Origin of the sequence: Buttiauxella izardii, assembly GCF_003601925.1 — a bacterium.
GTDB lineage: Bacteria > Pseudomonadota > Gammaproteobacteria > Enterobacterales > Enterobacteriaceae > Buttiauxella > Buttiauxella izardii.
On the sequence record NZ_QZWH01000063.1, the window covers coordinates 1 to 24,115 of the forward strand.

21 protein-coding genes are annotated in these 24,115 nt (G+C 51.8%); 3 read left to right on the forward strand and 18 right to left on the reverse strand.

From position 1 onward, the window contains the following. Positions 1 to 49: 49 nt before the first annotated feature. The 4 genes from D6029_RS21220 to soxR form a co-directional block, all read right to left on the reverse strand. Positions 50 to 1,696: a Na+/H+ antiporter gene (locus tag D6029_RS21220; protein WP_120066664.1), complete on the reverse strand. Its 1,647-nt coding sequence runs from the start codon at positions 1,694 to 1,696 to the stop codon at positions 50 to 52. A gap of 214 nt (positions 1,697 to 1,910) precedes the next feature. Then, a complete protein-coding gene (locus D6029_RS21225; RefSeq protein ID WP_120066665.1) occupies positions 1,911 to 3,260 on the reverse strand; it encodes an NCS2 family permease in 1,350 nt (449 codons plus the stop codon). A 378-nt stretch (positions 3,261 to 3,638) separates the two neighbouring features. Continuing rightward, positions 3,639 to 4,301: a glutathione S-transferase family protein gene (locus D6029_RS21230; RefSeq protein WP_120066666.1), complete on the reverse strand. Its 663-nt coding sequence runs from the start codon at positions 4,299 to 4,301 to the stop codon at positions 3,639 to 3,641. A 283-nt stretch (positions 4,302 to 4,584) separates the two neighbouring features. Next, a complete protein-coding gene (soxR, locus tag D6029_RS21235; protein WP_120066667.1) occupies positions 4,585 to 5,043 on the reverse strand; it encodes a redox-sensitive transcriptional activator SoxR in 459 nt (152 codons plus the stop codon). An 86-nt stretch (positions 5,044 to 5,129) separates the two neighbouring features. Between soxR and soxS the strand changes: the two genes are divergently transcribed. Continuing rightward, positions 5,130 to 5,453 (forward strand): superoxide response transcriptional regulator SoxS, encoded by a 324-nt coding sequence (gene soxS, locus D6029_RS21240; protein WP_034492462.1) that lies wholly within the window; start codon positions 5,130 to 5,132, stop codon positions 5,451 to 5,453. A gap of 236 nt (positions 5,454 to 5,689) precedes the next feature. Further along, positions 5,690 to 5,971, forward strand: a complete 282-nt coding sequence (locus D6029_RS21245; RefSeq protein WP_120066668.1) for a YjcB family protein — start codon at positions 5,690 to 5,692, stop codon at positions 5,969 to 5,971. A 61-nt stretch (positions 5,972 to 6,032) separates the two neighbouring features. Here the strand turns inward: D6029_RS21245 and D6029_RS21250 are convergent, their stop codons facing one another. The 11 genes from D6029_RS21250 to ssb1 form a co-directional block, all read right to left on the reverse strand. Continuing rightward, positions 6,033 to 7,058: a LacI family DNA-binding transcriptional regulator gene (locus D6029_RS21250; protein WP_120066669.1), complete on the reverse strand. Its 1,026-nt coding sequence runs from the start codon at positions 7,056 to 7,058 to the stop codon at positions 6,033 to 6,035. Between the two features lie 12 nt (positions 7,059 to 7,070). Beyond that, complete coding sequence (locus D6029_RS21255; protein WP_120066670.1) at positions 7,071 to 8,579, reverse strand: tripartite tricarboxylate transporter permease; 1,509 nt, start codon at positions 8,577 to 8,579, stop codon at positions 7,071 to 7,073. A 9-nt stretch (positions 8,580 to 8,588) separates the two neighbouring features. Then, entirely contained in the window at positions 8,589 to 9,056 is a 468-nt protein-coding gene (locus tag D6029_RS21260) for a tripartite tricarboxylate transporter TctB family protein (RefSeq protein ID WP_120066671.1), read from the reverse strand. A 58-nt stretch (positions 9,057 to 9,114) separates the two neighbouring features. Continuing rightward, the gene (locus tag D6029_RS21265; RefSeq protein ID WP_120066672.1) at positions 9,115 to 10,086 is read right to left on the reverse strand and encodes a tripartite tricarboxylate transporter substrate binding protein; all 972 of its coding nucleotides are present in this window, start codon (positions 10,084 to 10,086) and stop codon (positions 9,115 to 9,117) included. 17 nt (positions 10,087 to 10,103) lie between these two features. Further along, the gene (locus D6029_RS21270) at positions 10,104 to 11,153 is read right to left on the reverse strand and encodes a sialidase family protein (RefSeq protein ID WP_120066673.1); all 1,050 of its coding nucleotides are present in this window, start codon (positions 11,151 to 11,153) and stop codon (positions 10,104 to 10,106) included. 11 nt (positions 11,154 to 11,164) lie between these two features. Next, positions 11,165 to 12,091, reverse strand: a complete 927-nt coding sequence (locus D6029_RS21275; protein WP_120066674.1) for a dihydrodipicolinate synthase family protein — start codon at positions 12,089 to 12,091, stop codon at positions 11,165 to 11,167. A 12-nt stretch (positions 12,092 to 12,103) separates the two neighbouring features. Beyond that, positions 12,104 to 13,750, reverse strand: a complete 1,647-nt coding sequence (locus D6029_RS21280; protein WP_120066675.1) for a signal transduction protein — start codon at positions 13,748 to 13,750, stop codon at positions 12,104 to 12,106. Positions 13,751 to 13,771: 21 nt separating this feature from the next. Next, positions 13,772 to 15,367, reverse strand: a complete 1,596-nt coding sequence (locus D6029_RS21285; protein WP_120066676.1) for an FGGY-family carbohydrate kinase — start codon at positions 15,365 to 15,367, stop codon at positions 13,772 to 13,774. A gap of 245 nt (positions 15,368 to 15,612) precedes the next feature. Further along, complete coding sequence (locus tag D6029_RS21290; protein WP_120066677.1) at positions 15,613 to 16,389, reverse strand: ABC transporter substrate-binding protein; 777 nt, start codon at positions 16,387 to 16,389, stop codon at positions 15,613 to 15,615. Between the two features lie 15 nt (positions 16,390 to 16,404). Beyond that, positions 16,405 to 17,583 carry a M20 aminoacylase family protein gene (locus tag D6029_RS21295; RefSeq protein WP_120066678.1) on the reverse strand — a complete coding sequence of 393 codons (1,179 nt, stop codon included), beginning with the start codon at positions 17,581 to 17,583 and terminating at the stop codon, positions 16,405 to 16,407. Positions 17,584 to 17,777: 194 nt separating this feature from the next. After that, the gene (gene ssb1 / locus D6029_RS21300) at positions 17,778 to 18,317 is read right to left on the reverse strand and encodes a single-stranded DNA-binding protein SSB1 (protein WP_120066679.1); all 540 of its coding nucleotides are present in this window, start codon (positions 18,315 to 18,317) and stop codon (positions 17,778 to 17,780) included. A gap of 227 nt (positions 18,318 to 18,544) precedes the next feature. On the opposite strand from ssb1, the gene uvrA reads away from it, so the two are divergent. Further along, the gene (gene uvrA, locus D6029_RS21305) at positions 18,545 to 21,370 is read left to right on the forward strand and encodes an excinuclease ABC subunit UvrA (RefSeq protein WP_120066680.1); all 2,826 of its coding nucleotides are present in this window, start codon (positions 18,545 to 18,547) and stop codon (positions 21,368 to 21,370) included. A 5-nt stretch (positions 21,371 to 21,375) separates the two neighbouring features. Here uvrA and D6029_RS21310 read toward each other — a convergent pair whose 3' ends face one another. The 3 genes from D6029_RS21310 to tyrB form a co-directional block, all read right to left on the reverse strand. Further along, a complete protein-coding gene (locus D6029_RS21310; protein WP_120066681.1) occupies positions 21,376 to 21,729 on the reverse strand; it encodes an MmcQ/YjbR family DNA-binding protein in 354 nt (117 codons plus the stop codon). 110 nt (positions 21,730 to 21,839) lie between these two features. Next, positions 21,840 to 22,553, reverse strand: coding sequence for an acid phosphatase AphA (aphA, locus tag D6029_RS21315; protein WP_120066682.1), 714 nt, complete (start codon positions 22,551 to 22,553; stop codon positions 21,840 to 21,842). Between the two features lie 173 nt (positions 22,554 to 22,726). Beyond that, on the reverse strand, positions 22,727 to 23,920 hold the full coding sequence (gene tyrB, locus D6029_RS21320; protein WP_120066683.1) for an aromatic amino acid transaminase: 1,194 nt from the start codon (positions 23,918 to 23,920) through the stop codon (positions 22,727 to 22,729). Positions 23,921 to 24,115 lie beyond the last annotated feature (195 nt).

The window sequence follows — 24,115 nt, forward strand, 5'->3', positions numbered from 1 at the left end:
AAATGTGACTAAGAGACAGCTCCCCCAGGAGAGGACGAGGAATCGACGATTACTGCTGTTCCACCAGCAACGCCTCGAGCAAATCGAGATCGTGCAGCAGCTTCATTAGCGTTTCATTACTGATTTTCTGCGTGGCGCGCAAATGGTACAACTCGGCGCGTTCAGAACGTAACGCGGCCAGGCGGAAACGGCGCTCGAGGTTCTCTTCCAGCTCGCTGCTTTCCACATCGTTGCGCCCGTCAGCACGGCGGCGCAAGTTGCCGATAACCCGCGAACTCACCTCTTTTAGCAGCTGATCGTCGATGTTTTCGTTCACATCGGCATGCAATCGCTCTTCCATTTTCTCGATGGCGACAATCGCCACTTCTGCCGTCGCAGCGCGGGCGATACGTTCTTCCTGGCGCGCCATGGATTTGTCGGGAACTTCGACGTTACGCAATAAAATCGGCAGCATTATCACGCCTGCAAACAGCGAGAATAGAATCACGCCAGCCGACAGGAAAATAAGCTCGTAACGCGCCGGGAATGGCGTGCCGTCGCCTAACAGCAGCGGAATCGAGAGCACACCCGCCAGCGTAATCGCCCCGCGCACACCGGCAAATGACGCAATGCACAATTCGCGGGTGGTGTAGCTGCCGAACTCCAGCGGGCGCTTTTTCATAAAGCGCAGGCTGATGCGTTTCATGGTCCACAGCCACAGGAAACGCACGCCGATCAGGGCAAAATAGATAAGCCCGACATCCACGAACAGCATCCACAATTCAACGTTCGGATCGGCATTAGCTGCCGCCACAGACGTTTTCAGAATGCCCGGCAATTGCAGGCCCAACATCAGGAACACCATGCCGTTGAACACGAATTCGAGCATCGCCCACACGCTGTTAGCACGCAGGCGCATCGCCAGCGGCGCGCTGCGCAACACGCCGGAACGGGTGATCGTCATACCCGCCGCCACCGCGGCCAGGATGCCGGAAACGCCGATGTGTTCGGCAATCAGATAAGAGGCGAATGGCAACAACAGCAGCAGCAAGATTTGCGTGGCCGGTTCGTCGCCACTCCAGCGGCTCATCAGGCGCAGCGATTTGCCGTACAGCCAGCTCACGGCAATCCCCGCCAGCAAGCCGCCAATCGCCACTTTGAAGAATTCGACCGTTGCACCGCCGACGGTAAACACCATCGTGCCGACCGCCACCGCGACCGCCATTTTCAGCGATACCAGGCCGGAGGCGTCGTTCATCAACGCTTCGCCCTGCAAAATCCCCATGATTTTCTTCGGAATACGCCCTTCTCCGACAATGCCGGAAAGCGCCACGGCATCGGTTGGTGAGAGCACCGCCGCCAGCGCAAACGCTGGAATTAACGGAATACCCGGCACCATAAAGTAAATCAGGAAGCCAATGCCGACGACGGTGACGAGCACCAGAACCAACGCCAGGCCGATGATTTCCCGCCCGTGGTTTAGAAATTCGTGCGTCGGCGTTTTCCAGCCGTCCGCAAACAGCAGCGGTGGAATAAACAGCACCAGGAACAGTTCCGGGTTGAAATCGACGTGTAACCCAAAGTGTGGCCAGGCGAGCAGTGCACCAATCGCAATTTGCATTAACGGGAGCGGGATCTGGAATGGCAGCATGCGTGTAGCCACACCAGAAAGCGAAACCACAAGGGTCATGATGAGAATAGTAAAGAAGATTTCCATGCTTTCCTTAGTCGCGGTGTTTTGTGAAACCCTTTTTGCAGGATGTTGTTATACCCAATAGTAAAACAACTTTTTACACAGGAAGGAAACGGGAAGTGTGTTGATTATTCTGGAAGGTGTTTTGCAGGCGGGTGAGCATGCGCTCCCCGCGCCCGAATTAGTGAATGCAGTTGTAGGTCGGATAAGCGCTAGCGTCATCCGACATAACGACAACTTAGATGGCCCAGCCGCCTGCGTAAAATGCTACGAGTGCGATGGCAATGACCACGGTTCCGATGTTCAGCTTGCGCCATTCACCAGAGACGATGCGGCCAATCACCAGCGAGGCGAAACCAATCATGATGCCGGTAACGATGTTACAGGTCAGCACGATGAATACCGCAGTAATCAGGCCCGCCATGGCATCGACGAAATCAGCGAAGTCGATTTTTGCTACGTTGCTCAGCATCAGCAAACCTACGTACATCAGCGCCGGAGCGGTGGCGTAAGCAGGAACCAGGTAAGACAGCGGAGACAGGAACAGGATCAGCAGGAACAGTACGCCAACGGTAATTGCCGTCAGGCCCGTTTTGCCGCCCGCCGCAGTACCTGCCGCAGATTCGATGTAAACCGCCGCCGGAGCCGCACCCACCAGGCCTGAGAACACGCTGCTCAGGGAGTCGGTGGTCAGCGCTTTGCCGCCATCAATGATTTGGCCGTCTTTATCCAGCAGATTTGCCTGGCCTGCAACCGCACGGATGGTGCCGGTGGCATCGAATACCGCCGTCATCACCAGCGCCAGAACGCTTGGCAATACCACTGGGTTCAGCGCGCCCATAATATCCAGGCTGCCAATCAGTGAGTTACCCGCTTCGTCTTTCAGCGAAGGCATAGCGAAGATGCCGGAGAAATGCACTGTCGGGTCGAAAATCAGGCCGAAAATGGAAATCCCAATAATGGTCAGCAGAATGCCGCCAGGGACTTTCAGTTTTTCCAGACCAATAATTACTGCCAGGCCAATCAAAGACATGATTACCGGGAAGCTGGCGAAGTGACCGAGCGCGACAGGCAAGCCGTCGAGTGGGTTTTTGATCACCAGGCCGACACCGTTTGCGGCAATCAGCAGCAGGAACAGGCCGATACCGATGCCGGTGCCGTGCGCAACGCCCATCGGCAAGTTACGCAAAATCCAGCTACGAATGCCGGTTGCGGAGATGATGGTGAACAGCACACCCATCAGGAACACCGCGCCTAAGGCGACCGGAACGCTGATGTGTTGGCCGAGCACCAGGCTAAATGCGGTGAACGCCGTCAGTGAAATGGCGCAACCGATAGCCAGCGGCAGGTTCGCCCACAGGCCCATCAGCAGTGAGCCAACGCCAGCAACCAGACAAGTCGCCACAAAGACCGCCGCAGGAGGGAAACCTGCTTTACCGAGCATGCCCGGTACGACGATCACGGAGTACACCATCGCGAGGAAGGTCGTTAAACCCGCAACGATTTCCTGGCGAACGGTACTGCCACGTGCAGATATTTTGAACCAGGCGTCGATGCCGCTGGTTGCACGCGGAGAATGATTAGACATAGTGAAAAATCCCCTGAGATTTTTATGATTAAGTCGGTCTGCGTGGTGGACAATCCACTGCTGATTAAACGTCTACTACTCTCATAAATTCGAGTAAATCCCTGTGCTACGTTTGTGACAAAAAAGGGCGTCACAAAAAAAGCAAACGTTTAACTCCGCGCATACAAACTGTGCGTCAAAATTAAGGCAAACGATTATCCGGCCTTCTTACATGGATTTTCAACCGAACTTTGCCCCTTTTTAGTGAAAAATGCACTGCCCGGTCAAAATATCGCCGCCTCATGCGCAAACGTTATCGTCGATGCGCAATTTAGCAACAACGATTCAAGATACGGGGAATGCATTTTCCTGGCTCATAGGATTTTTCGATACATGGACTCAAGGTATTTCGAATGGCCCGCCTTGTTGAATTGCCCGTTGCCAGGCCGGACGGATTTGGATTTGGTTGTACCAGTTTTGCAAATTCGGCAGGTCGTTTATGCCGCCGCGAGACAGCAACGCGATGACGGGGAAACTCATCTGAATATCTGCGGCACTTAGCGCTTGCCCGGCAAACCACGGCGTTTGTTGCAGGCAATCTTCGAGATAACGCGCATGGGTCAAAATCTGTTTGTTGAGATACGCTTTTTGCACGCCCTGCCCTAATACATTTCCCACCGGGCGCAGCAACCACGGCACCGGCGCTTTTCCCAGGCTACCAAAGACCAGTTTCATCATTAATAACGGCATTAACGATCCTTCGGCGTAATGCAGCCAGAAGCGATAACGCAGTTTGTCCTCGCAGGAAATCGGTTTGAGGCGGCTTTCGGGGTCGTAGGTTTCTTGCAGATATTCGATGATGGCCCCAGATTCCGCGATGATGTTGCCGTTATCTTCCACCACCGGGGATTTTCCCAGCGGGTGAACGACTTTTAACGAGTCGGGCGCCAGCATGGTGGGTTCGCGTTGATAGCGCACAATTTGATACGGCACCTGAAGCTCTTCAAGCATCCATAAAATACGCTGCGAGCGGGAGTTATTAAGGTGATGAACGATAAGCATGAGGTAACCTTCTGTTTAGCAAGATGCGTTAACTATAGGAAACGCTGAGAAGTCTGCAGTATTAGAATTGTTCAAAAAACATGCAAATCCGCCTTGAAACCTGAGTGAGCCTGGCTACACTTAAGTTGTCAGCGCAATCCGGAACCTCCTGAGAATGTGTGATTGAGGGACGCTGATGTCGGGGGAAACCCTCCTTGCGAAAAGCGGGATAGATCGAAAGACAAAGACCGGGAATAAACTAAAGCGCCGAAGTTGGGCGCTTTAGTTTTGGCTGCAATTCTGATTAATCATCTTCTAAAAGACGCGCGCCCGTCCCCTCTTCACCCAGTTTATCCCCCGGATTTCGCAGCGGGCAGTCGGCACCCGATAAACACCCGCAGCCGATACAGCCATCGAGTTCGTCACGCAACGCGGTGAGCATATTGATGCGCCGATCGAGTTCTTCACGCCATTGCGACGACATCTTTTTCCAGTCGTTTTTATTGATTTTGTGGCCGTCGGGCAACACGCCAAACTCTTCACCAATGGTCGAAAGCGGAATGCCGATTCGCTGGGCGATTTTAATAATGGCGACGTTTCGCAGCACATCACGCGTGTAACGACGCTGGTTTCCACTGTTTCTTCTGCTTTTAATCAGCCCCTTGCTCTCGTAGAAGTGCAAAGCCGAAACAGCCACGCCGCTGCGCTTCGCCACTTCGCCTGGACTGAGTAAGGGTTTAAAGCGCGGTAATTTCTTTTCCATAATGCTCTTTACCTCAAGTTAACTTGAGGAATTATACTCGCTGCCAACAAAACCTGCTAACGAACAAACAGGCTTGAGGATCGCTTATGGCACACCAGGACATTATTCAAACTTTGACTGAATGGATTGACGATCACATTGATCAACCGCTGAACATTGACGTTGTGGCAAAAAAATCAGGCTATTCAAAATGGTATCTTCAGCGGATGTTCCGTACCGTGAAGCGCCAGACGTTAGGTGAATACATTCGCCAGCGCCGTTTGTTGATGGCGGCCAAAGAGCTACGTAACACCCAGCGACCAATTTTTGATATCGCGATGGACTACGGTTACGTTTCCCAGCAGACCTTTTCCCGCGTTTTCCGCCGTGAGTTTGACCGCACACCGACTGATTATCGTCACCACGCCTGACCCGGCGTGGCGCATTATTGTTGCCTGAACACGCAAAGATGGGTCAGAAAATGCGCCATACAACTGGCGATTAAAAGAACAAATGTGATATAGTTCACAAATCCTGTGAGACAGGATTTTTATTACATTTTCTGCACCCTATTCATTCCCCTGACGGTCCCGAGCTGTAATTGTTGCGCCTTGAGTCGCGCATAACCGTTGAGCGTAATGAGTTATGTGATTAAGGAACAATTTTCATGGCGGCAATTACTACCAGCGTGTTGTTGATGCGCTGGCCTTTAGTCAGTGCGGTTCTGATGTTTTTAGCCAGCACGTTGAATATCCAGTTTCGCAAATCCGACTACACGTTTTTTGCCATCGTCAGCAGCATGCTGGGGATTGCGTCTGCATTGTGGTTTGCGACCGGTTTATTAGGGTTAGAACTGGCCGATTTCCCGGTTATCTGGGCATCGTTCAAAGACATTATGGTTGAAATCTCAAGCCATGCGCCACCTGAGTGGCCGATGGTAATGACCTGATTGGTCAGCCAGAAATGTGAAAGGCCTCGGTTAAATACGAGGCCTTTTTTGTTTTTGTCAGTCAGCGTTTTGCGTCACGGGCATTCACCGTACTTTGCCTGAAGACCAGCTCCGCTTTGGATCTGCTGCCGGGCGGCTCATCGTTTCTGGCGAGTTTTTCGAGCATCAACTGGCAAGCTTCATGCGCCAGATGCTTCTCGTTTTGGCGCATCGCCCAAATATTGTTGGCCAGAAAACTCAGCATAATATTGTCATCGAAAGTACCAATATTAATCTCGTGCGGAATATAACCGTACCGCTCGCGCAATACGCCCAGCGCACCTTGTAAAATTGGCAACGACGAGGCAATAAAATGCTGCGGCCAACGGTGATGAGTATCAATGTAATCTGCCATCATTTTTTCACCGTCGCTCAATTGGTTATGTCCGGCACTGCTGATGTACTCAGGCATTATTTTGATGCCGTGCTGCTTCATCGCCGCACGATAACCGGTTAGACGGTCAACAATCGACGGTGAATTAGGGTCCCCAACAAAAAACTGAATGGGCGCATGAGTATGGTTCAACATCGCGTCGGTGAGACGAAACCCACTGTCTACGTTGTCCGTCACCACGCAACACGCCCCTTCAACGCCAAAATCTCTATCAAGAAACACTAACGGTTTCAGGCAGTGTTTCAGGTAATGCGCCTGGCTTGTCGCATTGGTCGAGACAACAAAAATCCCGTCAACGTTGCGATTCTCCAGCGATTTCACCAACAAGTTTTCATAGGCCGTATCATTGTTGGTACAGCTAATCATCAGTTGATAACCTTGCTCACGGCAGCGCGCTTCCAGTAATTCGGCCAGTGCAGAAAAGAAGGGGTTAGACAGGCGCGGGATCACCAGACCAAAGGTGTCCGTTTTATTAAGCTTTAAGCTCCGCGCAGCAAGATTGATGGTATAGCTATGTTTTTTAACGTAACTATTGATTCTTTCTTGGGTCTTTTCGCTAATGCGATACTTCTGCGCATTGCCATTTAGCACGGCTCGCACCGTGGTAATGGAGACGCCAAGATCCGTGGCGATTTGCTCAATTGTCTTTGCCAATCTAACTCTTCCTTAGCTGGTTTGTTTACGCCATAAGGCTTTTAAACGCGGGCCAAAAATCGGTAACAACAGCGTGAGTATTGCGATACCTAAAAATACCGCACAGACCGGACGCGTGAGGAATATCATCGGATCGCCTTCGGAAATAACCAGTGTGCGGCGGAAATTCGATTCGGCCATCGGCCCCAGAATAATACCGATAACAATGGGCGACATCGAAAAATCGAGCTTAATCAGGATATACGCCACCAGACCCGCGCCCATCATGACAAATACATCAGTCATATCGTGGTTAACGGAATAAGCCCCGACCGAACACAGCACAAAAATAATCGGCACCAGCACACGACGCGGCACACTCATCACTTTGGCGAATAAGCGCATCCCCATAAAGCCCATAATACCCATGAAGATATTTGCGGCGAACAAGCCGATGAAAATGGAGTTCACTTCAACGGGATGATCCGTGAATAACTGCGGCCCGAGCGCCAGCCCCTGCACCATAAACGCGCCCATGATAATTGCCGTCGCGCCATCGCCAGGAATACCGAGGGTCATCAGTGGAACCATTGCGCCACCCGCCACGGAGTTGGCACCCGCTTCCGGTGCCGAAACGCCTTCCGGTGAGCCGTGACCAAACTCCTCCGGGTGTTTTGACCAGCGCTTGGCTTCGTTGTACGCAATAAACGAGGCGATATCACCGCCCGTTCCTGGAATGGCACCGATGCCAGTGCCAATGATGGACGAACGGATGTAAGTTGGCATCACGCGTTTAATATCAGACCAGGTCGGTAGAATGCGGTCAATTTTGCTTTTAGTCTGGCGTACAATTCCCGCAACACGTTCGCGGTAATCTTCTTCAAGACTTAATAAACCCTGAGAGAAAGCAAACAGGCCGACTAATACTGGAATAAACGAAATCCCGCCCATCAGATAAATAGAATCAAAGGTAAAACGCATACCGCTGGTCATTGGATCTAATCCAATGGTGGCAATAAATAAGCCCAGTACACCACCGATTAAACCTTTAATAATCGACTGCGATGAAACGCTGGTAATTATGCTGATGCCAAAAATGGCGAGGGCAAAGTATTCCGCAGAAGAAAATCCAGTGGCAACTTTTGCCAGCAGCGGCGCAATTAATACCAGCGCGATGGTACTGAACACACCGCCAAACATGGATGCCAGTGTCGATAAACCCAGCGCGCGTCCTGCTTCGCCACGTTTTGCCATCGGATAGCCATCAAGCACGGTAGCGGCTGACGCAGGTGTTCCTGGCGTACTAATTAATATCGCGGTAATTGAACCGCCATATACCGCGCCGCAATAAACGCCGAGTAACATCAGAATGCCGGTCATTCCCTGGAAGGAATATGTCAGCGGTAACAACAAGGCGATACCCATATTCACCGTTAAGCCGGGTAGTGCGCCAATGATGATTCCCGCCAGAACGCCAAGCAAAATCATGCCGGTCGTTTCTAAGCTAAAGACTATCATCAGGGCATCAAGAATTTCGTTCATCTTAGCCTCTTAGAATGACTCGGAAAATAGAGATTCCGGCAGCGGTGAATTAAAGACAACTTCAAATGAAACATAAATACACAGCACAATCAGTGCAGTGGTAATGGCTAAAAATAGCGGACGACGCTCCCCCATTACCCACATAATGGCCGGGATCAAAATGACTGATGAAGCAATAAATCCGGCATAACAAAGCGCCACCGCATATATCACCATCAACACCGTCACACCGTAGGCTTTGCGCACCGGATAAGAGCTAAGATCGGCTTTTTCGCTATCGGCAGTGCCACGCTGTAAATAAATACTTATCCATTGGATAACGCCTAAGCCAATAAATAACCAGGCCAGGGTATAAGGCCAGAATCGCTCACCTAATATGCCGTTTTCATCAAACATCGGCATATTGCGCGAGAGGAAGATAATCGCTATCCCCAATACCAGAGAGAACATCCCAACAAAAAAATTCTGCGTTCGCATTGTCGAATCTCCCTCCTGCCGGCATTCACCGACAGGAGATGGGTGATATTTTTATCGATTATTTCTTCGTGGTTTCGGCAATCAGTTTGCCGTACAACTCGTGGTCGTCTTTCATCATTTCATAGGCATCATCACCGGTAATCACTACCGGCATAATGCCTTGTTTCTTCAGGGCTTCCTGGTATGCAGGGGTTTTCACCACTTCGGTAAACGTATCAACCAGTTGTTTCTTGATATTGTCATCCACTTTTGCCGTGGTCGCCAGAACCGCCCAGGCGCGCATTTTTACGTTCACATCCAGATTCAGCGCTTCTTTAAATGTCGGGACATCTGGGAATAACGGGAAGCGTTTTTCATCCATCACACCGAGTACTTTTAAAATACCGGCATCAACCTGAGATTTAACTGAACCCGGTGTGGTCAACACCGCATCAATGTGCTCACCGACTAATGCGGCGATGGAAGGCCCGGTTCCTTCGTTATAAGGAATACGGTTGAATTTAGTGCCGGTAATTTTTTCGATATTAATGGTCGCGAGATCGTAAATTGCGCCCATGCCGGAGTTACCCACTTTAATTTTCCCCGGGTTCGCTTTCGCGGCATCAATAAATTCTTGTAGCGTGTTGTACGGCGATTTGGCATTAACAACCACGGCAACCGGGTCAGCAATGGTGGTAACGATAGGAGTGAAATCTTTATACGTTACCGGTGATTTCCCCTGGTGCGGGAACATCGCCAACTCAACGGTAGTCATCACCAGTTTATAACCGTCTGGACGCGCTTTTGCGACTTCCAGCAGGCCCGTGATTCCGTTGCCCGCAGGCTTGTTGACCGGAACCATCATAGTGCCGGACGGCATTCTGTCACGAGCAAATTCAATGACGGTACGCGCGGAAGTATCCGTGCCACCACCCGGATTTTTCGGGATAACGACATCAATGTTCTTTTTCGGGTAAGTCAGGGTTTGTTCGGCATGAACCACACCAAACGGCAGCAACATTAACAAGGCACATAACAGGTTCTTCTTCATAGGGTACTCCGCTGTTTTTATTTATTGTGTGTGATGGTCTGGTAAACGATGTTTGTTCGGTTAAATGTCCACGTCAGATGTAAAACGTCCCCCTCAGCAATAATGGCGGGATAGGAAAATTCACCCTTGCTGTGTTCTAAAGCCCAGGGTTGTGACCACGTTGCGCCGTTATCCTGCGATTCCAGTAAGGCAATCGGATAACGCCGCCCCCAGTTTCCTTCGATAGGATTACACGCCAGAATTAGCGTTCCGCTGCTCAGACGAATCACATCAATTCCACTGTTGTTATTGGGAAGTTGTGTGGCGTATGCAGCGCACCAGCTTCGGCCATAATCAACAGAATCAGTACGATAGATCTTTCCACGCGTGCTGCGTAGTAACGCATGAATTTTCCCCGGTTGTGATTCCCACAACGTGGGCTGAATCACACCATCCCAGGTGAACACTTGCTTTAAATCGCATTCCCACAACGCATTATCTTTAAGCCCTTGCCAGGTGTTTTCATCGGCAGTTTGCTCTGGTGACTGGTGCTCAAACGGAATATCAACTTTGAACCAGCAGTGTCCGTTGTCCGCAGACAAATCAACAAAAGCATCCCAGTGTTGGTCATTTTCCGTCGAACCTGGCGCTAACCATTCGCTATTACTCATCAGCAGAATTTTGTTTTTCACCGGGCCACGAGGTTGTGTATCGCCGTTAATAAGCGGGCTCGGCTCGCTCCAGCTCAGGCCGCCATCGTGTGAAACCGCTACGCGCGTCGTCCAGGTGTGAACATCTGGCCCCACTTTATAAAACAGCCATACCGTACCGTGCTGGTAATGCAGCACCGGGTTCCAGTGCGCAACACCCGGCTCTGCCATGATGCGCTGCGCCGGTTGCCATTCACTGTTTTCAGTTCGCACCAGCCAGATGGCGGTATCACCGCTGCCTTCTTTCGCTCCGGCAAAAAAAGCGACCAACACTGAGTTGTGCTCCGGCAACACCACAAGCGTAGAAGCATGGCATTGCGCGAAATCCGTTTGCGCTTCGGGCAGTAAAAACTGGCGGCTTTGCTGGGTGAACGACATCAGTTATCTCCTTATATTTCCAGGGTTTTCTGAATATCACGCCCCAACCGCATCATGCTATCAATTGCTTGCGGGAAGAAGGTTTCACGATAGCCATGGCTGCTGCGTACCCGGCAGGTGTGGGTCGAGAAATTCCCAATTTCCTGCTGGAAAGATTTTGCACAAACCGGGTAATCCAGGTTTTCTGCCAGGGCTGCCGTAGAAAGGTAATCCGCCAGACGCAGGGCTTTTTCCGGCTGTGTCTGGAAGTTTTCGTACAGCCAGACATACAGCTCTGGATGGAAGTTCGCCATCACGCCGCTGTAGGCCTGGCAACCCGCCTGCAAAGAAGCAAGCAGTGTCTGGCTGTTGGCATTCGCCAGATGCAGGCGGCTGCCCTGGGTTAATTCCAGGCGATGTTTAATCATCGGCAAGCTGCAACAGGTATCTTTGATAAAGGTGTAGCGGCCACTTTGCGCACACCACTCCACGGTGTCGTCACTCAGCAAACGCTTGTAAGGGAACGGACATTCGTAAATACCGAGATCGACATGTTGCGGGACATCGGCGGTGAGCCGCTGCAAATGAGATAACGCCAGTGCGTCAGTTTCACCCGCCAGAGCCAGTCGGTTACTGATCAGAATGACTGCATCAACGCCGGTATCTGACATGCTAATCAGTTGTTCGCGCTGATGGTTAAATGCATTGGCGGTATGGCCAGAAGCCACCACCGGCACGCGCCCTTTCACGCACTTCACGACGAATTTCACCAGCTCGAGAGATTCTTCATCGCTCAAATAGAACATTTCACTCGACTGGCAATCGGCAAACAAACCGTGTACCCCCGCCGAGAGATACCACTCGATTAAGCGTTCCAGCGAAGACCAGTCGATCTCTTTTTGTTCGGTAAACGGCGTTAACATCACCGGCCAGATACCTCGGTATTTCTGTTCGTTCATCAGCGCGTCCTCTTACAGCAACCGAATTGCGTCACCGGCAACTTGCACCCGAATACCCTGGGTCAGCGACTGAGCAACGAAGGCCTGCAAAACCGTTTGCAGTGTATTTTCTGGAACATAAGCCACTGTCAGGTGGTTGCTTTGATGGCCCGCCATCAGGTCGTCGCGCCCGACGCCATCCAGCACCGCATTCAGTAACGGCCATTCGTAACAGGTCGCACGACGGCGCCGTTCGAACTCGTCGGCAGGTAATTCCACCGCGTGCCCGGTGCCGATATGCATGATGACGTCAGTGCCTTCATAGTGCGCACGCGCCCAGATAAAGCGACCTGCTTTGCCCTGCCCGCTAATTGTGGAGCCGCCATACGGGAAGTACATTGCAGGTTGGCGATAACCCGTTGCCCCGGCAATTCCCCCTTTCAGGTGTTCAAACGGTACGGCACCAGAAATTTCCAAATCCCAGTAGAAAGTCCCCTGATATTCGCTGCCCCAGCGGATGTCATGTAGCGTGGTTTCGGCTGGCAGAGAGAATGATGTGAGCAAGCGCCACAACATGGTTTGCGGGATGGCTGTACCCATATCCACTTCGTTAATGCACGGAATCGGCTGGCCTTCGCAAATGATATTTCCCTGTTCGTCAGAGATCGGGAAACGCTCGGTGGAACCCAACGCACCTTCTGCAAAATCAGACGCTGCACAGCTGTCTTTCAGACCTTGTTGATACTGCACGCCAACAGCAGACAAGCCAAAACGCTGCACAAAACGGGCCATCGCAATCATCATTGCGCACTGCTCTTTGACCTGCTCGCGGGTTAATTCGTTAGCGGCATTTTCGCCAAACTGGAATTTCATGCCGCGTTCCTGATACCACGCCAGGCATTCTTCACGCAGTTCATCAGGCACTTTTGCCATTTCCACCAGCAGCGCCGATTGCGACAGCGATTCAATCGGCATACCGATATTGACCATCGCCTGTTGCGGGAATACGCCGTTAATCATCCCCATGCAGAAGGTGTCGAACAGACCGAGGATCTCTTTGTTTTTCAGGATATATTCACCCGCATTGCGTCCCATCGCTCCCGCTTGTGTCGCCATCACCGGATGGGTTGGCGCAACGTCATGCAAATAGCCGGTTGAATGCTGCAGTGAGCCGTAACGCAGCCAGGTTTGCAGGCCATTGATGAACAGGTCGTCATCGAAATTTTCTGACCATAAACGCGAGTATGACTTCCCGAGGCTGGTCAGCGACCCCGCCAGGCACAACATGCCCACCAGACCCGGCCAGGTGCCGTCAAAATTTGCCATTAACAGAATCGGGCCTTTGTGATGAACCAGCGACGGTGCAACGTGATGGGAATATTGCCAGGCCGTTAGCAATACAATCACCGGGGCATTTTCATCGATTTGCGCGAACAGCGTGCTGCCCTGCCGTTGGCTGCTGATAAACCCGTGGCCGCGTTCCTCATCAACCGGATGGGCGCGTTTCATGGTGTAACCCAGTGAACTCAGGGTATCTTGCAATTTCGCTTCATATTTTTGCTGCACCGGCCAGCAGGCGAGGTTCGCTGATTCACGTAAATCAGCGTTGGTCACCATCAGGATTTCATTTTTACCCGCAGATATTTTTTGCGACACAGAAGGCAGAGTTTGTGTAATCACTTTCTTAATCCTTTTATGTAATTAATGGGCCACGAGGGTTTGCTGCATAGCAACCTGATACCGCTGCTGGTCCTGGTACATTTGCAGATACACCTGATATTTCGCATCGTGGAATGCACGGTGTGCCGCGTCGGGCTCAATGGTTTTATCAAGCCTCACCATGGCGCTGGCTGCCGCCGAAAAATTTCTGAATGCCTTGCAGGCCACCGCGCCATTGAGTGCCGCTCCAAGCGTGACGGCGTCTTCTTCTTCAACCAGATGGATGGCGCGCCCAGTGACGTTGGCGTATTCGCGCAGCCAGAGCGGGTTTTTGCTCGCGCCGCCGCACAACGTTATCGAACTAATACGCTGGCCGTTTTGTTCCATGGTGTCGATGATGTGGCGCGTGCCGTAGGCAATGGCTTGCAGCGTGGCGAGGTATACGCGCGCAAGTTGAGGCTGGCCTTTTTCAAGTGTTAGCCCGGCGACCATTCCACGGGCATTCGCATCAGACCGCGGTGAGCGGTTGCCGTGGTGGTCGGCCAGAATATGGAGTTGGCGGGTCGGGTATTTTTCGCAAGCTTCGAGTTCGCTGACCCACTGATTAAGGATTTGATAAACGCTGCAACCCAACGCGTCGGCTTCGCTTTTAAGCGCAGGCCAGGCGTCACTTTGCTGCAAAGTCCAGTCCACCAGCGCGCCCGCTGCACTTTGCCCGCCTTCGTTTAGCCACCAGCCTGGGTACATTGCCGCGTAATATGGCCCCCAAACGCCCGGCACCGATTTCGCCTCTTGACTCACAATCATATGGCAGTTTGAAGTGCCGCTGATGATTGCCAGATTGGCTTCAGGAGCCGCCGCCACTAACGCCAGGCCACCTGCGTGGGCATCAATTAAACCGCTTGCGACCACGACATCAGACGTTAAACCCAACTGCGCGGCTACATCAGTGCGCAAGGTGCCGACAGGCTGCCCAACGTGAATAATGTCCGGGGGGATTTTGTTAACCAAATCCGTTAACTCAACAGACGCAAGCAAACTTTGGCTGAAGCGTTCTTCGTGCGCCAGGTAGTTCCATTTGCACGTCAGCGTGCAAACGCCCGCTGCATCAACACCCGTAGCACGCCACACCAGGTAATCGGCTAAGTCGAAAAAACGCCTGGTGGCGGCGTAGCGCTCGGGAAAATGGTTTTTCAGCCACAGGATTTTAGGCAATTCCATCTCAATGCTGACCTGCCCACCGACGTATTGCAGCACTGAATCATTCGTGGCGTTGATACGTTGGGTTTCTTCGCCAGCACGGTGATCCATCCACATCACGATGTCGTGGTCGGCTTCGCCTTCTTCGCCAACCGCCACTGGCTGCCCACGATCCCCCACCGCAACCAATGAACATGTGGCGTCAAATCCAATAGAAGCCACCTGCTGTGGCTTTACACCTGCAAGACTGATCGCCTCGCGCACTGTGGTGCAAACCTGTTGCCAGATATCACTGGAAGATTGTTCTACTCGATTAGGCGGGTAGTGGAACTGTTGGATAGGACGAACAGAAAATGCCAGGCGGGTGCCTTCCATAGTGAAAATGCCTGCTCTGACACTGGCAGAACCCACATCAACGCCAACAAATAATTTAGTCATTTTTGTGCTCTCATCGGCAACTGCGTCGAGAAAGCATATTGATTAAGTGAATAGTTAAACACAACCGCCCACTGTTCAATTTGTGATCAGCCCGACAAGTGGAATGGAGCTTCAAATGAAGATTAAAGGTTAATTCATTGTTTTTGAATTGTTTATTGGTGAGCAGTTTTTAAACTATTCTCGGTGTACAACGAAGTGGCTGAAGAAAAGCACCAGGTTTGTATAAACGTGGTGCTTTGCTGAAATTAAGTCCCTGAATAAATATCGAAACTGAAGTATTTATCCGCCAGTTTCTTGTAAGTACCGTCGGCAATAATCTGGCTGATTGCGCCATTTAACGCTTCGCGTAATTCGTTATCATCTTTGCGCAGGCCAATTGCCGCACCCGCTCCGAACAATTGCTGATCCTGCAATGCACCGCCAATCATGGCAAAATCTTTACCCTGCGGTTTGTTGAGGAAGCTGTATTCCGCCATCACACCGGAAAGCACCGCACCGTCGATACGTCCGGATTCTAAATCCTGCACCACTAAATCCGCCCCCTGATAAGCCACCACATTGACACCAGCACTGCGCCAGTTTTTATTGGCATAAGTTTCCTGTGCAGAGCCTTGCTCAACGCCGATGGTTTTGCCTTTCAACTGTTCAACATCCGGCTTGATCGGGCTGTTTTTGTGAGCCACCAGGAACACCGGGCCGTTATATATTTTGTCGGTGAAAGCGATTTGTTCTTTGCGTTTTTCCGTCATATACATCCCGGAAAGAATGGCATCAAACTTTCGAGCTTGCAGTGCAGGAATAATCGCATCGAAGTTATTTTCCACCCATACGCACTTAGCCTGGAGTTTTGCGCAAATAGCGTTGCCTAAATCAATATCAAAACCGACCACTTTCCCGGTGGCGTCTTTGGACTCAAACGGCGCGAATGTCGGATCCACTCCAAAGCGAATCTCTTTAATCGTATTGGCGAATACCGAACTTGTCGCCAGCAGAGCCATTAACGGCAGAATATATTTTTTCATATCAGCTCCAGGATATTAGCGACAATAGGTTTGGACTAAACGCGAGAAGAATGAGGCACCGGTGGAAATAATGTCGTCATTAAAGTCATAACCTGGGTTATGCACCATGCAGCCGCCTTTCTCCCCTTTTTCGCCATTGCCCAATAAGAAATAGCTGCCCGGCCTTTCTTGCAGCATAAAGGCAAAATCTTCGCTGCCGGTGGAAGGCAGGACTTTATCGAGCACCGCATCTTTGCCAAAGAATTCAACGGCTAATTCGCGGGCAAATGCGGTTTGTTCATCGTCGTTAATCAGAACCGGATAGGAGTCGTAAACCTCCACTTCGCAACTCGCACCGAAACTTTTCGCCGTGAGATCGGCCAACTCTTCAATTCTTTTAATCAGCAGGTCACGGATTTCCGGTTTCATGGCGCGCACGGTGAGTTCCATGACGGCGCTGTCCGGGATGACGTTTGAGGCAATTCCAGAATTAAAGGTTCCGACCGTCACAATGGCGGTTTCGCCCGGCGTGACGTTGCGCGAAACAATGGTTTGCAGCGCGGTAATAAGTGCAGCACCGGTCACAATCGGGTCAACGGTGCGATGCGGGTAAGCGCCATGGCCGCCGTAGCCTTTAATGGTGATTTTTACGGTATCTGCGGAGGCCATGAAATTGCCGGAGTAGAAACCGAGTTTACCGGTCGGCAAGCCTGGCATATTGTGCAGCGCAAAGACGCGATCGCACGGGAAACGCTCGAATAATCCGTCTTTAATCATTAAGTCCGCGCCGCCAATCGCTTCTTCAGCGGGCTGGAATATGAGATGCACGGTGCCGTTAAATTCGCAGGCGTCGGAAGCGATATATTTTGCCGCCGCTAACAAAATAGTGGTGTGTCCGTCGTGACCGCAGGCATGCATTTTCCCGGCAACGGTGCTGGCCCAGGGTAAATTCGTTTCTTCAAAAATAGGCAGGGCGTCCATATCTGCGCGCAGGCCAATCGATTTATTCGAATCGCCTTTTTTAAGAGAACCCACAACCCCTGTGGTGCCAATTTCACGCGTGACTTTATATCCCCAGGATTCGAGTTGTTTTGCCACTAAATCACTGGTTTTAAACTCCTCCAGACTTAATTCCGGGTTAGCGTGTAAATAATGGCGTATGGCAATCATTTCATCTTCTGATGCTTTTATTTCTGGAATAACGAAATCCGTCATGCTGTTCTCCGGTGGAGTTATAAGTGTCTGTGTTTGCATAAAACAACTTAGCTGGATAACGTTTTAATGCAAGCAGGAATACTTATGACGCGGAGTCATACATGCATATTATTAATAGATAATTTTGCCGTGACCGTAAAAAAGAAAACCCCCGCAAGCGGGGGTTTTGATAATGCTAAATGCCAGAACCATTATCAGAATGGAATATCGTCATCGAAGTCCATTGGTGGTTCATTGTTAGATGGCGCTGGAGCGCTCTGCTGCGGACGAGATTGCGCGCCGCCGCTGAACTGGTTGCCACCAGACTGCTGTGGTTGTTGAGGCTGACCCCAACCGCCTTGCTGCTGGCCTGGAGCGCCACCGCCAGCAGGAGCACCGCCCGCTGCACGGCCACCCAACATCTGCATGGTTCCGCCAACGTTAACCACGACTTCGGTGGTGTATTTTTCAACGCCAGCCTGGTCGGTCCATTTGCGCGTCTGCAATGCGCCTTCGATATAAACCTGGGAGCCTTTACGCAGGTATTCGCCCGCAACTTCCGCCAGTTTGCCAAACAGCACAACACGGTGCCATTCAGTTTTTTCTTTAGTTTCGCCGGTTTGCTTGTCGCGCCAGGACTCTGACGTGGCCAGAGTAATGTTGGCAACTGCGCCACCATTTGGCATGTAGCGCACTTCCGGGTCTTGACCCAGATTCCCGACGAGAATCACCTTGTTTACGCCTCTGCTGGCCATGGTCGTGTCTCCTGAAACGTTTATTGATAGTGTAAACCCTCGATTCTACCACGCCACCCCTAATCTTTATAGCTGCGGCGTGCATTCCAGAATGTCGGCTGGATATACATTATTGCATTAAAGCACTGGATATCCATTCAGGTTTTATTGTGTCATAATTAGCCGTTTGTGATCGTCGGCGGCCTCCAGTGCGGCCTGGCAAAAAGCGTTTAAACCGGGAAAGGTGAATGGATAAGATCGAAGTTCGGGGCGCCCGCACCCACAATCTCAAAAATATCAATATCGTGATCCCACGCGACAAGCTGATTGTCGTGACGGGTCTTTCGGGTTCTGGCAAATCCTCACTGGCTTTCGACACCTTATATGCCGAGGGGCAGCGTCGTTACGTTGAGTCCCTATCCGCCTATGCGCGCCAGTTCCTGTCGTTGATGGAAAAGCCGGATGTCGACCACATTGAAGGCTTGTCGCCTGCGATTTCTATCGAGCAGAAATCGACGTCGCACAACCCGCGTTCAACCGTCGGCACTATCACAGAAATTCACGATTACCTGCGCCTGCTGTATGCCCGCGTCGGTGAGCCACGCTGCCCTGACCACGATGTGCCGCTTGCGGCGCAAACCGTCAGCCAGATGGTCGATAACGTTTTAGCGCAGCCGGAAGGCAAGCGCCTGATGCTGCTCGCGCCGATCATTAAAGATCGTAAAGGCGAGCACACTAAAACGCTGGAAAACCTCGCAAGCCAGGGTTATATCCGCGCGAGGATCGACGGCGAAGTGTGCGATCTCTCGGATCCACCAAAGCTGGAATTACAGAAAAAACATACCATTGAAGTGGTCGTTGACCGTTTCAAAGTACGCGAAGATATCGCCCAGCGTCTGGCTGAATCATTTGAAACCGCGCTGGATTTGTCCGGTGGCTCTGCGGTTGTCGCCGATATGGACGACGAAAAAGCCGAAGAGTTGCTGTTCTCGGCAAACTTCGCCTGCCCGATTTGCGGCTACAGCATGCGCGAACTGGAACCGCGCCTGTTCTCGTTCAACAACCCAGCCGGTGCCTGCCCGACCTGTGACGGCCTTGGTGTTCAGCAATATTTCGACCCTGAGCGTGTAGTGCAAAACGGCGAGCTTTCGCTCGCGGGCGGCGCGATTCGCGGCTGGGATCGTCGCAACTTCTATTACTTCACGATGATGCGCTCGCTTGCGGAGCATTATAAATTCGATGTCGAAACGCCGTGGAACGAACTGAGCGCCAGCGTGAAAAACGTGGTGCTTAATGGTTCCGGCAAAGAAAGCATCGAATTCAAATACATTAACGACCGTGGCGACACCTCAGTTCGCCGCCATCCGTTTGAAGGCGTTCTGCATAATATGGAACGTCGCTACAAAGAAACCGAATCTTCCGCCGTGCGCGAAGAGCTGGCGAAATTTATCAGCAACCGTTCCTGTTCAAGCTGCGAAGGCACTCGTCTGCGCCGCGAAGCGCGCCATGTGTTTGTTGAAAACACGCCGCTGCCGACGATCTCTGATATGAGCATCGGCCATGCGATGGAGTTCTTCCAGAACATGAAACTCAGCGGCCAGCGCGCGCAAATCGCTGAGAAAGTGCTGAAAGAGATTGGCGATCGCCTGCGGTTCCTGGTCAACGTCGGCCTGAATTACCTTTCGCTTTCCCGTTCCGCAGAGACACTTTCTGGCGGTGAAGCGCAGCGTATTCGTCTGGCAAGCCAGATTGGTGCGGGTCTGGTGGGCGTGATGTATGTGCTGGATGAGCCGTCAATTGGCCTGCATCAGCGCGATAACGAGCGTTTACTGGAAACTCTGATTCATCTGCGCGACCTCGGGAATACCGTCATTGTGGTTGAGCATGACGAAGATGCGATTCGCGCCGCTGACCATATTATTGATATCGGCCCAGGTGCCGGTGTTCACGGCGGCCAGGTGGTTGCTGAAGGCACCATGCAAGACATCATGGATGTGCCGGAATCTTTGACCGGGCAGTTCCTCAGCGGGAAGCGTCAAATTGCGGTGCCGAAAAACCGCGTTCCGGCTGATCCTGAGAAAGTGTTGAAGCTGGTTGGCGCGAAAGGCAACAACCTGAAAGACGTGACGTTGACGCTGCCTGTAGGCCTGTTTACCTGCATTACCGGCGTGTCCGGCTCAGGTAAATCCACGTTGATTAACGATACGCTGTTCCCGATTGCTCAAACTCAGTTGAATGGTGCAACGCTTGCAGAACCGGCGCCGTACCGTGAAGTTCACGGCCTGGAGCATTTCGACAAAGTTATCGATATCGACCAAAGCCCGATTGGCCGTACGCCGCGTTCAAACCCGGCAACCTACACCGGCGTGTTTACGCCAGTGCGTGAGCTGTTTGCGGGTGTGCCGGAATCCCGTGCGCGTGGTTATACGCCAGGGCGTTTCAGCTTTAACGTGCGCGGTGGGCGTTGTGAAGCGTGCCAGGGCGACGGTGTGATCAAAGTTGAGATGCACTTCCTGCCGGATATTTACGTGCCTTGCGATCAGTGCCGTGGCAAGCGTTACAACCGCGAAACGCTGGAAATTAAGTACAAAGGCAAGAGCATTCACGAAGTGCTGGATATGACCATTGAAGACGCTCGTGAGTTCTTTGATGCCGTGCCAGCGCTGGCGCGTAAGCTGCAAACGTTAATCGACGTTGGCTTGTCTTACATTCGCCTGGGGCAATCTGCGACGACGCTGTCAGGTGGTGAAGCACAACGTGTGAAACTTGCGCGTGAGCTTTCCAAGCGTGGTACAGGCCAGACGCTGTATATCCTCGATGAGCCGACCACGGGCCTGCACTTTGCTGATATCCAGCAACTGCTGGAAGTTCTGCATCAGCTGCGCGACCAGGGCAATACCATCGTGGTTATCGAGCATAATCTGGACGTGATTAAGACGGCTGACTGGATTGTTGATCTTGGCCCGGAAGGCGGCAGCGGCGGTGGGGAAATTCTGGTTTCTGGTACGCCTGAAACCGTGGCGGAATGCGAAGCGTCACATACCGCTCGTTTCCTTAAGCCTTTGCTGAAATAGCCGAATCAGTCAGAAAGCTGCTGCCGGGTTCCCTGAGGCAGCAGCGATAAAGCCTGCTGGTAAGAGGCATCGACCAGATAGTAAATCTGCGAGTCCGGCAGCGTTCCATCCAGATAAACCGTGCTCCAGTGCGCTTTGTTTAAATGCGCGCTGGGGAACACATCTTTATGACTATCGCGCAGCAAATCAGTGAGTTCGGGGCTGGCTTTCAAAGACACCGCCGGGCGCGTTTCCACGTCATGCACCATCGCATACATCACATCTGCCACTTTGATTTGCGTGGCCTTCCAGTCGCTGTGAACCGTTTGTTCCGCGCCGGGTTTGTTCATGCAGTACTGCAATAGCTCCGAATTGGTCATTTTTATTCCCCTTGATGGGCTAATGTGAAAACGACGGGCTTAACCAAATTTCTTTTTGTCGGTCGGGTAAGTGTAGCTTCACCCGACCAACTTGAAGTATGACGGGTAAATTAGTATTCGGAATTAACAATCACTTCTTCACCAAAAGCACCTGCTTTTGGCAATGGCTGATAGCTTGAGTTTGAAGCACGTAACAAACGGATGCCACGCGCGCCGACATCTTGCGCCGCAGTGATATCACCGTCTGAATCGCCGTAGAACACTTTGATTTGCTTGTCTTTGAGCCACTGCGTTTTGGTGTTTTGACCCGGATGATCGCCTGCGAAGATCACTGGATTGACGTTGGCCTGCGGTATCTGGAAATCATTTTGCAGCGTTTTGGTCACGGTTTCAGTTTTGGTCTGGCTGCGCCCGGTGACAAAGTAAATGCTGTCGCCGCGCTTGAGGTGCATGGCAATCAGGTTTTTCGCCACCTCTTTTGGCATGCTGAAATCATCCCAGCCGTTGTTCATTTTTTCCCAGAACTCAGGGTTTTTCAGGTAATCCTGTTTACCCGGTGAATACTCTTTTTGCCCGCGATAGAAGCCAGGGCTTGAGAACAGAACCGTGTCGTCGATATCAAAACCAACCGCCATCGGTGCGCGGCCTAACAGGCTATTTTCAATTTGTGCGACAGAAACCCAGTGAATGGGAACTTGTTGTGCCAACTGTGCAACGGTGACGCCAGGGTTTAGCGGAACCGGGGCAGATTCTTTAGCGAGAGCCGACTGATTCAATCCTAGTAACAAACACGCGGCACTGAGTGCCAGAGTCATTTTACGCATCGTTTTCCCTATTATTTTCGTTAGTTTTTATGATTATAAATCGGAACAACTGGTCAAAAATCAGATCGACAATACCGAGGCATCAGCCCCAGAGAAAGGTTTTTTTTAAGATTTATCATAGAAAAAGGCGATGATCACACATCGCCTTTTGGGGATTAAAAGTAAGTAAGCACTTACATTACAGCAGCAAACGCCTGCGCCACGCGCTGCACATTGTTGCTGTTAAGCCCGGCGACACACATGCGGCCGCTGGCAATCAGATACACGCCGAACTCATCACGCAGACGGTCAACTTGTTCTGCGCTCAAACCGGTGTAGCTGAACATGCCGCGTTGTTGCAGCAGATAGTCAAAGTTACGGTCCGGCATTTCCGCTTTCAGCACGGAAACCAGAGCCTGACGCATATCGAGAATACGGCGGCGCATGGTTTCCACTTCTTCCAGCCAGTTGGCTTTCAGCTGCTCGTCGTTCAACACCAAAGCCACAACCTGCGCACCAAAGTTTGGTGGGCTGGAGTAGTTGCGGCGCACGGTGGCTTTCAATTGGCCCAATACACGGCTTGCGGTTTCGGCGTTTTCACACACAACCGACAGCCCGCCGACACGCTCGCCATACAGCGAGAAAATCTTCGAGAACGAGTTGCTGACCAAAGCAGGAAGACCCGCGCTGGCAATCGCGCGAATGGCGTAAGCGTCTTGTTCCATGCCTGCGCCAAAGCCTTGATAAGCGATATCAAGGAATGGGATCAGCTCGCGGGCTTTAAGGATTTCGACCACTGCATCCCACTGGGAATCAGTCAGATCAGAACCGGTCGGGTTATGGCAGCAGGGATGCAGCAGCACGATGCTTTGCGCAGGCAGGGTATTCAGCTTTTCAAGCAGTGCTTCGAAGCGCACGCCGTTGGTTTCGGTATCGAACCACGGATAAGTGTTCACTTCAAAACCGGCACCGCCAAAGATTGCGACATGGTTTTCCCAGGTCGGATCGCTGACCCACACCTGTGAATTTGGGAAATAAGTTTTCAGGAAATCCGCACCCACTTTCAACGCGCCGGAGCCGCCAAGCGTTTGAATTGTCGCGATCCGCCCTTCAAGAAGCGCCGGGTGATCTGCACCAAACAACAGCGGAGCAATCGCGCTGCGGTAGCTGTTCAGCCCTTCCATCGGCAGGTAAATCGACGCGCCATGCGGTTGAGAATTCAGGCGTTCTTCAGCTTGAGCCACGGCCTGCAACTGCGGGATGATCCCATCTTCGTTGTAATACAGGCCAATGCTGAGGTTGACCTTGTCGCTACGCGGATCAACTTTGAAACGTTCCATCAAGGAAAGGATTGGGTCGCCAGCATAGGCGTCAACTTTTTGAAACACGGTGAGGTTCTCCTGGTTTACAGTGTCGCGGACAACCAATGTAAACCGGAAGTTGGGGAGAGATCGAGGGGTTTATGCTTAGAAGCAACCCTCACCCAAAGCTGTCTCTTAGTCACATCTCTGTGAGTCGCGAGACAGTTCCGTTCACCTGGTATTCAGTGTTTTATATAGCTACTGCACCGGTGAACGACTTAG

Bases quoted from the DNA above. Each gene is read 5' to 3' on its own strand.
- D6029_RS21225 (WP_120066665.1), bottom strand. From the start codon at position 3,260: ATGTCTAATCATTCTCCGCGTGCAACCAGCGGCATCGACGCCTGGTTC.
- D6029_RS21220 (WP_120066664.1), bottom strand. From the start codon at position 1,696: ATGGAAATCTTCTTTACTATTCTCATCATGACCCTTGTGGTTTCGCTT.
- D6029_RS21275 (WP_120066674.1), bottom strand. From the start codon at position 12,091: ATGAACGAACAGAAATACCGAGGTATCTGGCCGGTGATGTTAACGCCG.
- D6029_RS21255 (WP_120066670.1), bottom strand. From the start codon at position 8,579: ATGAACGAAATTCTTGATGCCCTGATGATAGTCTTTAGCTTAGAAACG.
- D6029_RS21260 (WP_120066671.1), bottom strand. From the start codon at position 9,056: ATGCGAACGCAGAATTTTTTTGTTGGGATGTTCTCTCTGGTATTGGGG.
- aphA (WP_120066682.1), bottom strand. From the start codon at position 22,553: ATGCGTAAAATGACTCTGGCACTCAGTGCCGCGTGTTTGTTACTAGGA.
- soxS (WP_034492462.1), top strand. From the start codon at position 5,130: ATGGCACACCAGGACATTATTCAAACTTTGACTGAATGGATTGACGAT.
- soxR (WP_120066667.1), bottom strand. From the start codon at position 5,043: ATGGAAAAGAAATTACCGCGCTTTAAACCCTTACTCAGTCCAGGCGAA.
- ssb1 (WP_120066679.1), bottom strand. From the start codon at position 18,317: ATGGCCAGCAGAGGCGTAAACAAGGTGATTCTCGTCGGGAATCTGGGT.
- D6029_RS21245 (WP_120066668.1), top strand. From the start codon at position 5,690: ATGGCGGCAATTACTACCAGCGTGTTGTTGATGCGCTGGCCTTTAGTC.
- D6029_RS21290 (WP_120066677.1), bottom strand. From the start codon at position 16,389: ATGAAAAAATATATTCTGCCGTTAATGGCTCTGCTGGCGACAAGTTCG.
- uvrA (WP_120066680.1), top strand. From the start codon at position 18,545: ATGGATAAGATCGAAGTTCGGGGCGCCCGCACCCACAATCTCAAAAAT.
- D6029_RS21310 (WP_120066681.1), bottom strand. From the start codon at position 21,729: ATGACCAATTCGGAGCTATTGCAGTACTGCATGAACAAACCCGGCGCG.
- D6029_RS21230 (WP_120066666.1), bottom strand. From the start codon at position 4,301: ATGCTTATCGTTCATCACCTTAATAACTCCCGCTCGCAGCGTATTTTA.
- D6029_RS21285 (WP_120066676.1), bottom strand. From the start codon at position 15,367: ATGACTAAATTATTTGTTGGCGTTGATGTGGGTTCTGCCAGTGTCAGA.
- D6029_RS21270 (WP_120066673.1), bottom strand. From the start codon at position 11,153: ATGTCGTTCACCCAGCAAAGCCGCCAGTTTTTACTGCCCGAAGCGCAA.
- D6029_RS21265 (WP_120066672.1), bottom strand. From the start codon at position 10,086: ATGAAGAAGAACCTGTTATGTGCCTTGTTAATGTTGCTGCCGTTTGGT.
- D6029_RS21295 (WP_120066678.1), bottom strand. From the start codon at position 17,583: ATGACGGATTTCGTTATTCCAGAAATAAAAGCATCAGAAGATGAAATG.